Annotated in this window: 8 protein-coding genes; 6 read left to right on the top strand and 2 right to left on the bottom strand. The window is 54.6% G+C overall.

Features of this window, described 5'->3' with window-relative positions; all coding sequences use genetic code 11:
• The 6 genes from QZQ29_RS02235 (at nt 1) to QZQ29_RS02260 (ending at nt 11,643) form a co-directional block, all read left to right on the top strand.
• Nucleotides 1–1,341 carry a VanW family protein gene (locus QZQ29_RS02235; RefSeq protein ID WP_296959053.1) on the top strand — a complete coding sequence of 447 codons (1,341 nt, stop codon included), beginning with the start codon at nt 1–3 and terminating at the stop codon, nt 1,339–1,341.
• 55 nt (nt 1,342–1,396) lie between these two features.
• The gene (locus tag QZQ29_RS02240) at nt 1,397–5,080 is read left to right on the top strand and encodes a PolC-type DNA polymerase III (protein ID WP_296959055.1); all 3,684 of its coding nucleotides are present in this window, start codon (nt 1,397–1,399) and stop codon (nt 5,078–5,080) included.
• 760 nt (nt 5,081–5,840) lie between these two features.
• A complete protein-coding gene (locus tag QZQ29_RS02245) occupies nt 5,841–6,797 on the top strand; it encodes a DUF2232 domain-containing protein (RefSeq protein ID WP_296959057.1) in 957 nt (318 codons plus the stop codon).
• Nucleotides 6,798–7,486: 689 nt separating this feature from the next.
• Nucleotides 7,487–9,478 carry a DHH family phosphoesterase gene (locus QZQ29_RS02250; protein WP_296959059.1) on the top strand — a complete coding sequence of 664 codons (1,992 nt, stop codon included), beginning with the start codon at nt 7,487–7,489 and terminating at the stop codon, nt 9,476–9,478.
• Entirely contained in the window at nt 9,475–9,921 is a 447-nt protein-coding gene (gene rplI / locus QZQ29_RS02255; protein ID WP_296959061.1) for a 50S ribosomal protein L9, read from the top strand. Before QZQ29_RS02250 ends, rplI begins: the two co-directional genes overlap by 4 nt.
• A gap of 438 nt (nt 9,922–10,359) precedes the next feature.
• Nucleotides 10,360–11,643 (top strand): adenylosuccinate synthase, encoded by a 1,284-nt coding sequence (locus QZQ29_RS02260; protein ID WP_296959062.1) that lies wholly within the window; start codon nt 10,360–10,362, stop codon nt 11,641–11,643.
• Between the two features lie 404 nt (nt 11,644–12,047).
• Here the strand turns inward: QZQ29_RS02260 and QZQ29_RS02265 are convergent, their stop codons facing one another.
• Together QZQ29_RS02265 and QZQ29_RS02270 are read right to left on the bottom strand one after the other, a co-directional pair.
• Nucleotides 12,048–12,800, bottom strand: coding sequence for a hypothetical protein (locus tag QZQ29_RS02265; protein ID WP_296959064.1), 753 nt, complete (start codon nt 12,798–12,800; stop codon nt 12,048–12,050).
• Nucleotides 12,801–12,906: 106 nt separating this feature from the next.
• Entirely contained in the window at nt 12,907–13,548 is a 642-nt protein-coding gene (locus QZQ29_RS02270; protein WP_296959066.1) for a hypothetical protein, read from the bottom strand.
• Between the last annotated feature and the right edge of the window lie 228 nt (nt 13,549–13,776).

Here is a 13,776-nt window from a genome sequence, read left to right on the forward strand (position 1 = left end):
TTGAAATTACGAATCAAACGGATTGCAGGCATGATTGCCCTGGCACTGCTCCTTTCGGGAGCCGCCGCCCCCTTTCTCTGGGTGAAAGGCGATACGGTCATACCGGGCGTAAGAATTAACGGTGTTTCTGCGGGAGGCAAATCAAGAGCGCATCTCATGGATTTCCTTGATGAGCAGAACCGGGCCATGGAAAAGGAAAAGCTGGCACTCACCAGGGATTCGGCCCATGAGGAATGGAGCTATAAGGATTTGAAGGTCCGCTACGACGAACACAGCCTGGACGAAGCCATGGAAATCGGAAGGAAAGGCAGCCTTTTCCGGCAGTGGAAGGACCGGTGGGAAACGCTCCTTTCCGGAAAATCCGCCCATATTGACGCTTCCTTTGATGAGGAGGCGGTGCATCGGAAAATCGGGGAAATGAAGGCAAAGTATGGTAAACCGGCGCAGAACGCGCTGCCCCGTTTCCACAGCGACGGCTCCATTACCTTTTCTGAAGGACGGCCCTATCTGAAAATCGAGGAAGAAGATCTCTTCTCCCAGGCGAAGGAAACTTTGGAAACAGGAAAAGGGGGATCGGTGGAAATCCCGGTGTCCGAAGAAAAGAAACCGAACATGTCAGATAAAGAGGCTAAGGAAATCAATGCGGTCCTTGGGAAATACACCACCCATTTCGGCGGCGATGCCAACAGGAGCAGCAACATTTCCCTGGCGGCGGAAAAAATCAGCGGCACCTATCTGAAGCCCGGCGGTGATTTTTCCTATAACCGCACCACCGGCTCCCGGTCCGCAGCCAACGGGTATAAGGAAGCGCCGGTCATTATTAACGGTAAGCTGGAGCCCGGTTCCGGCGGCGGTGTATGCCAGGTGAGCTCCACCCTCTTCAATGCGGTGATTCTCTCGGGCTTGGAAGTGACCCAGCGCACCTGCCATTTCTCCCCCGTATCCTACGTCCCCCTGGGACGGGACGCTACGGTGGCGGAAGGGGTCATTGACTTCTGTTTCCGGAACCATTTGAAGCACGGCGTCTATATTTATGCGGAATACGCGCCGGGTTCCGTGTCCATCTGGATTCTGGGAAATAAGGAGGACAAACCGTCCTACGTGGATATTTCCAAAACGAAGGAAGAAACGCTGCCCTTCAAGACAGTGAATCGCGTGGACCCCGCCCAGAAGGAAGACAAGAAGACAGAAGAGGGACATGAAGGAAAGAATGTGACCATCAAACAGAGCGTGAAATGGGCCGACGGAAGGGTGTATAACGACCTCTTCGAATCGGACTATGAAGCGGTGGATACGGTGGTGACCTATAAGAATAAAGAAGACCTGCCGAAGGAAGGCTGAATCACGAAGGTTTCTCTCCCGGGGAGGCAGGTTTTATCATGAAAGGAGCAGATCCATGGGAAAATACCGTCTGCAGTCACGGAATAAGAATTCCATGATTACACTGATGGAAGTAGATACAGAATGCAGGGCCTGGTATATCAAGGCAGACGATAGGAATGCGGCGGTCCGCGCCCTGAAGGCTATGGGAAAGGAACTCACGCCGGTGGAGTCCATTTATGTGAATGGGGAAGACGTATCGGATGAAGTGTTTGCATCCATTGCCCTGGACATGGGGGCCCCGCCCTATAAGGAACCGGAAGAGCCTGTACCTTCCGGTGACATGGGGACGGAAGACATTCCCCTGCCCGATGAGGAGCCTATGGAAAATTTTGCGCTTCCTCCCGACGATATGCCCCTTCCTTCCCTGGATGATATTCCTCCGGAAGCGGCGCCGCTGCCGCCGGAGGCGGAAAACGTACCGGAAATGGATATGCCCGACATTCTCCCGGACCTCACTAGCGTGCTGCCGAAGAGCGCCTTTGTTTCCTCTCCCAAGGACGGCGGAAAGAAGGGCGGCGCTGTGAACGGCATCTACCTGGGCCGGAAGCATATTGCCGGTGACCCCGTGGACATCCGAACCGTTACGGACGAAGCGGACGGTGTCATCGTGACAGGCACCGTCATCAGCTGTGAAGTGAGGGAGCTTCGAAGCAAGAAGAAACTGTTCCTCATGCGCCTGGCCGATGACACCAACGGCATTTCCTGCAAGAAATTTTTTGACCATCCCGAAGAAGCGGAGGGAGTGGAGTCCCTGAAGCCCGGCACCGTTGTCAAAGTGCGGGGCAATGTACGGCTTGACAAATATTCCGGCGGAAATACGCTGGAACTCCTTCTTCTGCAGATGGAAAAAGGGGAAGCCCAGGTCATTGACCATGAAGATAATTATCCTACCCCCCGGGTGGAGCTCCATCTCCATACGAAGATGAGCCTGGACGGCCTCATCGATAATGAGGAAATCATTAAAACCGCCGCCAAATGGCACCATCCCGCCGTGGCCATTACGGACCATGGCGTAATCCAGGCCTTTCCGAAAATCCAGGACCTGGCGGACAAATATCACCAGAAGGTGATTTACGGCATGGAGGGGTACATGATTGATAAAATCCCCGAAAATCCGGACACCGACCGCCAGCAGTACAACCATATCATTATCCTGGCCAAAAACATTACGGGCCTTCGGAATCTGTACCGCATGGTTACCCTTTCCCATTTGAAGTTCTACCGGAAACGGCCCCTCATTCCCAAGCCCATTCTGGAGGAATACCATGAAGGCCTGATTTACGGCTCCGCCTGCGTGATGGGCGAATTTTTCCGCGCCGTCCTGGCAGGAGAAAGCGATGAGGAACTCATTAAAAAAGCCAAATTCTACGATTACCTGGAAGTGCAGCCCCTGGGAAATAATGAATTCCTCATTAATGAAGACAAATTCGGCAATGTGAATTCACAAAAGGACCTGCAGGATTTGAACCGGAAGGTCATTGAAATCGGGGAAAAGGCGGGCCGCCCGGTGTGCGCCACCTCCGATGCCCACTACATGTTTGCCGAAGACCAGAGAAACAGGGATATCCTCCTTTCCAACTGGGAGAAGCCGGGGAAAATCGAATCCCATCCGCCCGTGTACATCCGTACCACCCAGGAAATGCTGGATGAATTTTCCTACCTTCCCAAGGACAAGGCCATTGAAATCGTGGTGACCAATACAAGGAAGATTGCGGAGCAGTGCGAAGTATTAAAGCCTCTGGCGGAGGAATGGAAATCCTACAACCCGAAGATTGCCGGCGCCGACGACAAACTGGTGAAAATGTGCTATGACAATGCCCATGCCATTTACGGCGATCCTCTCCCGAAGGTGGTGGAAGACCGTCTGACCCTGGAACTGACGCCGATTATCAAGCACGGCTACGGCGTACTGTACTACATTGCCCACAAACTGGTAAAGCATTCCAATGACCGGGGATACCTGGTAGGCTCCCGAGGATCCGTAGGCTCCTCCTTCGTAGCCACCATGTCCGGCATTACGGAAGTCAATCCCCTGCCGCCTCACTATGTATGCCCCAAATGCCACTGGACCCATTTCTTCACCGACGGCTCCGTGGGCGGCGGCTTCGACCTGCCGGACAAGAAATGCCCCCAGTGCGGAACGCCACTCAATAAGAACGGCCACGACATTCCATTTGCCGTATTCCTTGGATTCGACGGAGATAAGGTACCTGATATCGACCTGAACTTCTCCTCCGGCGATGACCAGGGCGTGGCCCATAAGTACACGGAAGAACTTTTCGGCCGGGACAATGTATTCCGCGCCGGCACCATTGCCGGCATCCAGGACAAGACGGCCTACGGTTTCGTGAAAAAGTATGCGGAAAACCGGGGCCTCACGTTCAACGATATTTTCATAGAAAAACTGGCAGCCGGCGTGGCAGGGGTGAAGCGCACCACCGGCCAGCACCCGGCGGGCATCATGGTATGCCCAAGGGACATGGACATCCACAATTTCACGCCCCTCCAGTATGCGGCCAATAAAAAATACCTGAAGGATGAAGATGGGAATATCATTCCCGGTACCATTACCACCCATTTCGATTACCATTCCATTTCCGGCCGTATGCTGAAACTGGATATTCTGGGCCACGATGATCCTAAAGTCATCCGCATGCTCCAGGATATTACGGGCATCGACCCCATGTCCATTCCCTTTGATGATAAGAAAACCCTTTCCCTCTTCAGCTCCACCGAAGCCCTGGGTATTACGCCCCAGCAGCTGGCTTCGGTGATTGGAAACAAGGGCGTCACCGTAGGTGCCCTGGGACTTCCGGAATACGGCACCCCCTTCGTCCGGGGCATGCTGGAAGATACGAGACCGAAGAATTTCTCCGAACTGGTACGAATTTCCGGTTTTTCCCACGGCACCGACGTGTGGCTGAACAACGCCCAGGACCTCATTAAAAACGGCACCGTCAAACTGGAAGATGCCATTTCCACCCGAGACGACGTGATGAACTACCTCATCAACCACGGCGTCAAGCCTCTGACCTCCTTCAAGGTTATGGAAAACGTGCGTAAAGGGAAGGGACTGGAAAAGAACGGCTCCAACAACCGGGCCGAACTGGACGCCGCCCATGTGCCCCAGTGGTTCATCGACTCCTGCCTGAAAATCGGCTACCTCTTCCCAAGAGCCCATGCCGTGGCCTACGTTATGATGGCCTTCCGCATCGCCTGGTTCAAAGTCTACCAGCCCCTGGCCTACTACGCTGCCTACTTCACCATCCGCGCCGAAGGCTCCTTCAATGCGCCGGTCATCCTTAGGGGACTGGAATCCCAAAAACAGGAACTGGCCCGCATTGCGTCCCTGGAACATCCCACGGCTGTGGAAAAGGGCAATGCCACGGTCATCGAAGTGGCGGCGGAAATGTACCTCAGGGGCCTGGAATTCCTGCCCATCAGCCTGGATAAATCAGCGGCCTCCGAATTCAAAATGGTGGACGGCAAACTCCTGCCGCCCTTCAACTGCATCCCCGCCCTGGGGGACTCTGTGGCCAAGGAAATCGTAAAGGCCAGGGACAGCCATCCCTTCACCTCCAAAGAAGACCTGAGGAAGCGGGGCAAAGTGAGCCAGACCATCATCGACACCATGGATGACATGGGCATCCTGAAAGACCTGCCGGAAGAAGAGCAGATGTCCCTCTTTGATTTCTAGGGCGGGCCTTTATGGACACGCCCTGCGGGCGTGAGGGTTCAAAGGGTTCAGAGGGTTCTAAGGTTTGACACGGCTTTCAGCCGTGAGGGTTGTGGTAGGCGCCTTTTAAATAATTGAAGGCGCCAGTTTGGATAAAACAACTTTAGTTGGCTAGTGAGCTAGTGGGCTAGTAAAACCAAACAACCGCCCTGCGGGCGTGGGGAAAGCGTTCCCCCTTGCCCGCTTCGCGGGACTTCTCCTAAAGGGAAGCGTGTCACTGGATTCTCAGTCGCCCAAGGGCTCCCTACGAATCCAGTTCCCTTGCCACCCCGCAAGCGGGGGCAGAGCAAAGCTCCGCGAGGCTGTGTTCTCATAAGTTACTCTAAGCATAGTACGGGTTGTTGTGCCCCCGCACAGCGGGGGAAAGGTGGTGCCGTAAGGCACCAAAGGGGGAGAAGCCACCGGAGGTGGCTGACTCACCGCCATGTCAGCGTGACATAAGAATGGGAAGGGAAAACCGTAACGCTGACTTTATAAGCATTGCCCGCAGGGCAATCCACCACCCTCTGAACCCTTTGAACCTTCTGAACCCTCTGAACCCTTTTCCCGCCCCCTTCTATACAACCTGCCACCGGAGGCGGCCCAACCTACGGCGGAGCCGTGCCCCTCTGAACCCTCACGCCCTTCGGGCGTGTTCGTGCCGCATGGCGGTCCCTGCCGCGATATGGTACAATAATACATCTGCATTATATAATATAGTATGAAATAAGAGGAGTGTTTTATGAACGATCGGATTTCCGGAGACAACCATGCCATCGTGCTGGCCGGTATGTGTACGGCCCTGGTGGTGGTGCTTTCCCTTCTTGGCTTTTATATGCCCCTGCTGTCTACGGTGGTATTTCTTTTGATTCCCCTTCCCATTGCCTACCTGGGCATGAAGGAGGGCATTAAGTGGTCCATCGTGGTGACCACCGGCGTGCTGGTGCTGGATTCCACTTTCTTCGGCGTGGTATCCGCCGCCTTTGTGTGCGCCATTTTCGGTCTGCTGGGGGTGACCATGGGCATATGCTACCGCTATAAGGTATCGGCGGCAAAGACGCTGATTGCCGGGGCGGTGGTGGTTCTTCTGGCCCTGGTGGCAGAAGGCATTGCTACCCTTTACCTTCTGGGCCTTCCCAGTCTGGTGTTTGGCAGCGAGGGACTGGCGCAGGTGAAGGACAGCATGATGGAAGCGCTGCCTTCTTTCTACAGCGGCGAGGCGCTGGACCAGGCAAAGGAAAAGGTGGATTTCCTTATGGATGCCATGGAGAAATCGGTGCCCTACACGCTGGTGGCGGTTTCCGTCTTCTATTCCTGGGCTTCCATGACCCTGGGCTCCCATGTGTTCAAGAAAATGGGCATTACCGATATTCCCCATCTGCCGCCCTTTGAGCGGTGGGAATTTCCAAAGGGAACCCTGGCCCTCTATCTTCTGGTGCTGGCTGCACAGTATTTCTTCAAGGACCAGGAGCAGGTATCCTATGTGGCCTACAATCTGGGTACCCTCTGCGTTTCCATCTTCTGGCTCCAGGGGCTGTCGGTGGTGTGGTGGATGCCCCACCGCTATCCTTTCATGAAGCCCCTGCGCCTTTTCATCATGATTCTCTCCGCCTTCATCGGAGCTATCCAGATGTTCGTGGTGTTCCTGGGCATTGCGGATATGGCCGCCAGTTATCGGGAAAAGAGAAATTACCAGTAGAGACATTATTGGCGCTTGGTTGTATTCCCGACTGCAAAAAGGGGCGCCGCTTCGCGGCAGGTTGTATAGAAAGGTTGTATTCGCTGGCGCTCAAGGGGCAGAAATCCGGCTGTCCGCTAACCGCTTTCCGCTTCCCGCCGGACACAGTCATTCTGAGCGCAAGCGAAGAATCTCGGTACAAGACGTGACTGCCTCATTTGTTGATAAATACCACTCGGCGGGAGGCTGTATTCCTGATAAAGAGAAGGGTGCTGGCGCCTTCGGCATCCGGGTTCAAGCATTCACCGGGCTGTCGCCCTGAAATGCTAAGGTTCCGCCCACAGCGCGGGCTGGTTCAGAGGGAGTTAAATATGCCGCCTATGGCAGCCCTGCCGCCGACAGGCGCCATTAAAACTCATCGCCCGACAGGGCGATACCACCACCCTTTGAACCCGCCTGCCAAAGGCAGGCAGAACCCTCTGAACCCTTTGAACCTGGGCCGCAGAGCGGCCCCATAGGCGATACCATACCCTTTGAACCCGCCTGCCAAGGGCAGGCAGAACCTTCTGAACCCTTTGAACCCGGGCCGCCAAAGGCGGCCCCATATAACATATTTGCATTCATTCCTCATTTCGAGTAGGATTAGAGTAGACCGGCAGAGGCCGGTATAAAATCACCGGTTTTTCGGAAATCGAGGTTAAAGAAGTAAAATGCTGAATGATATCTGGGTGTACAAAAAGACATCCCGCATTATGCTGGCGCTGCTGCTCATTGCAGTGGTCATGCTGGCTACCCAGAACTGGCAGCTGGGACTTCTTCTTTTCATCATTGTGGCAGGCTGCATCGTATACATTAAGCGCTGCGATTTCTACCAGGAGAAAAAGCTGTCCCGGTACCTGGACGATCTGTCCGCCGGCGTGTCGGCAGGCACGGTGTATGCCGTGAAGAATCTGCCCGTGGGCATTGCCATGATGGATGAGAAAAAGGAACTGGTCTGGGCTAATAATGTGTTCAGGAACTGGATTGGGAAGGACGCCCAGGAGGGGGTCCGTTTCCAGAATCTGGTGACAGGACAGAAAATTTCCAAAATATGGGGAAAGACCGGCTGGTTCGACTGCCATGCCGGCGGCACATTCTTCAGGGTATTTCATAAATTCATCGACGTGGATATCGGCGGCGGCACCCAGTCTCCCTTCATGGTCTTCTATTTCATGGACCGCACGGATGTGGAGGTGGCGGTGAAGGAATGCACCGAAGCAAGGCCGGTATTCGGCATTATCCGTATTGACAACGTGTCGGAAGTGACCGCCGATATGACGGATATGGAAAAGTCGGCCCTTCTCTCCGACGTGACGGAAAGGGTGCTTTCCTATTTCTCCAGCCGTGACGGATTTATCAAGCAGTACTCCAGCACCGACTTTGTGACCTGTATTTCCCAGAAGGCCCTGGCGGACATGATGGAGGATAATTTCGATATTCTGGACAAGGTCCGGGAAATCCATACGGTGAACCGCATTCCGGTTACCCTTTCCATCGGCATCGTGCAGAGCGATGAGAGTTTTGCCAGGCAGTTTGAGGAGGCCCAGGTATCCCTGGACCTGGCTCTGGGCCGGGGCGGCGACCAGGCCATCGTTCGGGTAGGCAAGGATGTGAAGGCCTTTGGCGGCAAATCGCCTACTGCCGTGAGCTCCACCCGCGTCAGGGTGAGGGTGGTGGCCCAGGCGCTGAAGGAAATCATCGACGGCGCCGATATGGTGCTCATCATGGGGCATGCCCACGAGGACTTCGACGCTTTGGGAGCCGCCGTAGGCGTTTCCCATCTGGCCCGGTCATCCCATAAGGAAACCCATATCGTCCTTTCTAAAGAAAGGGACACCTGCCGCAAAATGGTGGAGGCCATCGAAGGAAGCGGCGTGGCGGAAGGGCTTCTGATCGATGAAGGGCAGGCCAAAGGCATGGTGACCGACAAAACCGTGGTCATCGTGGTGGATACCCATGTGCCGGAACTGGCGGCAGCGCCGGAAGTGCTGAAGAAAGCAAAGAAAAAGGTGGTCATCGACCATCACCGGAGAGCCAGCTCCATGATTACAGGCACCCTCCTCACCTATATGGAACCTTCCGCTTCATCGGCGTCCGAACTGGTGAGCGAGCTGGTGCAGTACTACGGCGGTGAAGAGGAAATGAACGACCTGGAGGCGTCCTGTCTCTATGCCGGCATTGTGGTGGATACGAAGAACTTCGCCGTGCAGACCAGTGTCCGCACCTTCGATGCAGCCAGCTTCCTGCGCCGCTGCGGCGCCGACACGAAACTGGTGCACCGGCTCTTTGAAGAGGATATCAGCAGCATCCGCACCAAAGCGGAAATCCTGGCAGGCATGCAGCTCGTGGACGGCACCATTGCCATTGCCGCCTGCCCGGAAAATATAGAAGAATCCCAGATTCTGGCGGGACAGGTGGCGGACTACCTGGTCACCATCAAAGAAATCCGGGCCAGCTTCCTGTTTTACTATACCGATAAGGGACTCTGTCTTTCCGCCCGCTCCGATGGCTCCGTCAATGTACAGGTGGTCATGGAAGCCCTGGGCGGCGGCGGTCATTTGACCGTTGCCGGCGCCCAGCTGGGGAAAGAAGGAAATAGAGAAAGTGCGGAGAAAGTGATTATTTCACAGGTCCGCAAGCAAATAAAGGAGGAAAAAGAATGAAAGTCGTACTCTTACAGGATGTCAAGAAAATTGGTAAAAAGGGAGACGTCATCGAAGTCTCCGACGGCTACGGCCGCAATGTGCTCATCCGCAAAGGCCTGGGCGTAGAAGGTACCAAGGCTAACCTCAATACCGCTGCCCAGCGCCAGGAATCCAAGGTATTCAAGGATAAGGTAGCTGCCGACGAAGCAGTCATCATGGCAGCCCAGCTGAAAAAAGTAAAGGTAGTCATCAAGGTGCAGTGCGGCGAAGACGGCAAAATCTTCGGCTCCGTCACCGGCAAGGACATCAGCGAAGCCCTGGAAAAGCAGTATAAATTCAAACTGGAAAAGAAAAACATCCGTCTCAAGAGCCCCATCAAGACCCTTGGCGAATACGACGTGGAAGTGTGGGTACACCAGCAGGTGACCAGCTCCGTCCACGTATCGGTTGTAGCGGAATAAGAAAATCCACCCTGCGGGGTGGATTTTTTGTGTCACTGGCAGCGTTTTACTGTATTTCCGACTGCAAAAGGGGTTCAGGTGCCTTCGGCGCCCAGGTTCAAGCCGCCGTCGGGCCTGCGGCCCTGGGCGTCTAAGGTTCCGCCCACAGAGCGGGCTGGTTCAGAGGGAGTTATATATGCCGCCTGCTGGCGGCAGCCGCGGAGCGGCTATAAAACTCATCGCCCGCGAGGGCGATACCACACCCTTTGAACCCGCCTGCCAAGGGCAGGCAGAACCTTCTGAACCCTCTGAACCCGGGCCGCCAAAGGCGGCCCCATCACTTTGCCCCATTTCCATTCAGATGGTATAATATAGGCGTAATTGTGCGAGAAAAAGCGTACATGTAAATCTTCCCATCACATGGGGTGGGAATTCCGATTCAGGAAGGAAGAATGAATAATGGCAACAGCAATGGTAATTGGTGCCCAGTGGGGCGATGAAGGCAAAGGCAAGATCGTAGATTATCTGGCCGCGAAGGCAGACGTGGTGGTTCGTTCCCAGGGCGGGAACAATGCAGGCCACACGGTGGTTACCGGCGGCAAGGCATATCCGCTCCGTCTTATGCCAAGCGGTATCATGTACCCCGGCACCATCTGCATCATCGGCACCGGTGTGGTGGTGGATCCCAAGAGCCTTCTGGAAGAAATGAAACGGCTGGAAGACCAGGGCATCGACGCCCGCCATCTCCAGATTTCCACCCGTGCCCAGGTGGTTTTCCCCTACCATATCCGCCTGGATGAAGCGGAGGAAGCAAGGAAGGGAAGCCGGAAAATCGGCACCACCAAGAACGGCATCGGACCGTGCTATGCGGACAAAATCAACCGTATCGGCATCCGCATGTGCGACCTCATGGACAAGGAAACCTTTGCAGAAAAGCTGAAATACAATGTGGCCCAGAAAAATATGCTTCTGGAAAAGCTCTACGGCATGGAAGGCTTCGACTATGAAACCATGCTGGACGACTACCTGGGCTATGCGGAAAAGCTCCGCCCCTATGTGAAGGATACCAACTACACCGTGCAGACTCTGGTGAAGGAAGGCAAGAACGTACTCTTTGAAGGCGCTCAGGCTTCCATGCTGGACTGCGACAACGGCACCTATCCCTTTGTTACCTCTTCCCATCCTACCGCCGGCGGTGCCTGCATCGGCGCCGGCATCGGACCCCATATGATGCAGAACATCTTCGGCGTAGTGAAAGCCTACAGCACCCGCGTAGGCCAGGGCCCGTTCCCCACGGAACTGAAAGATGCAACCGGAGACTACATTAGAAATACGGCCCACGAATTCGGCACCGTCACCGGCCGTCCCCGCCGCGTGGGCTGGCTGGATGCCCGGGCTGTCCGTTATGCCGCTGCCCTGAACTCCTTCGACTACCTGGCCATTACCCGGCTGGATATCCTGGACGACATGGAAGAAATCAAAGTCTGCACAGGCTACGAATACGAAGGAAAAGAAGTGGAAGAATATCCGGCTGACCTGAAATTCCTGGAAAAGATTACCCCCGTATACAAAACCTTCAAAGGCTGGAAACAGAAGATTTCCGACATCCGCAATTACGACGAACTGCCGGCTCTCTGCAAGGAATACCTGGACGGTATTTCCAAACTCATCGGTGTGCCCATCGGCATCGTGTCCGTAGGCCCCAGCCGTGAACAGACCATCGTTCTGAAGGATGTATTCTGATACCACAAAAAAACGCTCCGAAAGGAGCGTTTTTTTTAGTGTCAAAATGGAGGGCAGGCTGAATTCTCGAAGGTTGACACGGCTTCGCCGTGAGGGTTGATGGCGCCTCCGGGGCTGACGCCCCTGGGCGCCAAGGGTTCAGTCCGGGACCGGCTGACGCCTCCCGGACTGTTTGAGGGCTCCGCCCAGGGGAGTTAAATAGTATCGCTGCGCTGGCGAGGTATGGCGCCTGTGGGCGCCATTATAAAATGCCGCCGAAGGCGGCAATACCACAACCCTCGGACCAAAGGCCCGTCAAACCTAAGAACCTTTAGAACCCTCGCCCACGCAGTGGGCGTCAACCTTCCCCTCTGAACCCTTTGAACCTTTTGAACCCTCTGAACCCGGGCCGCTTCGCGGCCCCCTCACGCCTTCGCCAGCACCAGGCAGATGAGGCCGGCCAGGAAGAAGAGGATGAATGCCGGCAGGCGGTAGTCGGTGTAGAAGGTATCCTCTTCCCGTTCCACTTCCTGATAGGGGCGGGCGTGGAGATTTTCGTAATGGCTCTCCGGAATGAGTCCTTTGTACAGTTCCGACAGATACTGGGCGTAGGAAAGGGTTTCTTTGGAGAAGAACCAGAACACCGGCGTGTACAGCGGCGCCTTGTCCCTGGATGCAAGATAGGAAAGGCCTTCGGTGATGAGGCTCTTTAAGATTTCATCGGGGTTATCCAGTTTCCTTTCCGCCTTGGCAGCCATGTGGTCGAAGAGCTCGTGGCAGGCTTTGATTTTTTCTTCGGAATAGAGGTAGGGAAGATTGTCGGGGAGAAGGGACATATCCCCCACGCCCCGCCCCGGGTCCGCTTCTTTTTTCAGAAATTCCGGGAAATCCTTTTCCACTTTGTCAAAACCGGTGTAGATGTTTAAAAGGGGCGGATAATCCCGGGCAAAGTCCTTTAGTACGAAGCGGGCGATATAGAGGCGGAATACGGCGTAGTCCGAAAGGAAACGGCACCAGCCGGCCCGGTCCCGCTCCAGCATGATGATTCGTTTCTTCTTCAGGAAGAGGCGGAAAATCATGTGGAGACCGTAGCTTCCCTGGGGCTTGGCCATGTAGGAAAAGAAGGCGCGCTGGCATACGGTGATTCCCATATTTTCCAGATACTCCGTCATGTCCATAGAAAGCGCCTCCTCCCATCAGAGAAGCATGGATTCATTGGAATCCATGCTCTTCATTCTGCTATGTTCTCATTGTACTCTTACTTTTCCCTTTTGGATAGGGATTCTACAAAAGCATGACCAGACAGCTCAACGCCAGCCCCGTGAGCAGGGCAAGGAAAGAGGAATCGTCCGCTGCTTCTCCTGCAAAGGAAGGCAGGGAGGGACTGAAGTCTCTGGCGCCCTGATAGATATGCCGGGGCGTCAGGAAGGAAAGTTTTTCGGAAAGATGGGAAAGAAAGGCCCTTGTTTCAGCGGAAAGGTAGGAAATCAATTTCCTGTCTGCCCGGCAGCCGGAAAGGGCGGCCAGGGAAGCCACCATTTTTTCCAGGGAACCGCCGCAGGCCATTTCCAGATGGTGAAATTCATGGAAACGTTCCTTCACCTTTTCTTCATTCGGTAGAACGCCGCCCAGAATGAGGGAAGAGCCATTCAGACCTTTCAAAAGGGACAGGGTCCTGAGGGTGAGGGACAGATGGGAAATCCCATCCCTGAGGCCGTCGGCCATGCGGTCCATGCAGCCGAATCCGCTGGGAAAGCGGCGAATCGTTTTCTCCGCCAGATACAGACGGAAGAGGACGTAATCCCATACCAGGCCGCTCTCCGGCCCCGCTTCCGGCAGCAGGCTGCGGTCAGGAGAAGTATAGGAAAGAAGCGCCGCTTCAATAATCCGGTATCCTTCGTATTCCATGTACTCTTCGTTGTTCATAGCAAACACTCCCACGTTTCCAAAAACCTATGCCATGATTTGATTTTATTATACGGAAAACATATAGCTTAAATCTAATAGGAAAAATCTATAATAGCTTAAAGATTATACTTTGCATTTCACCGGCAGAAACCTGCATCTTACAGGCGGCAAGGGAAGCGCTGATTAAATCGTTATCGGATTTCATTCTTGTATTTTTATTCAATGCAAGGAATCAGTCGACGCGAA

It is taken from the genome of uncultured Dialister sp. (assembly GCF_900538805.1).
Taxonomy (GTDB): Bacteria; Bacillota; Negativicutes; order Veillonellales; family Dialisteraceae; genus Dialister.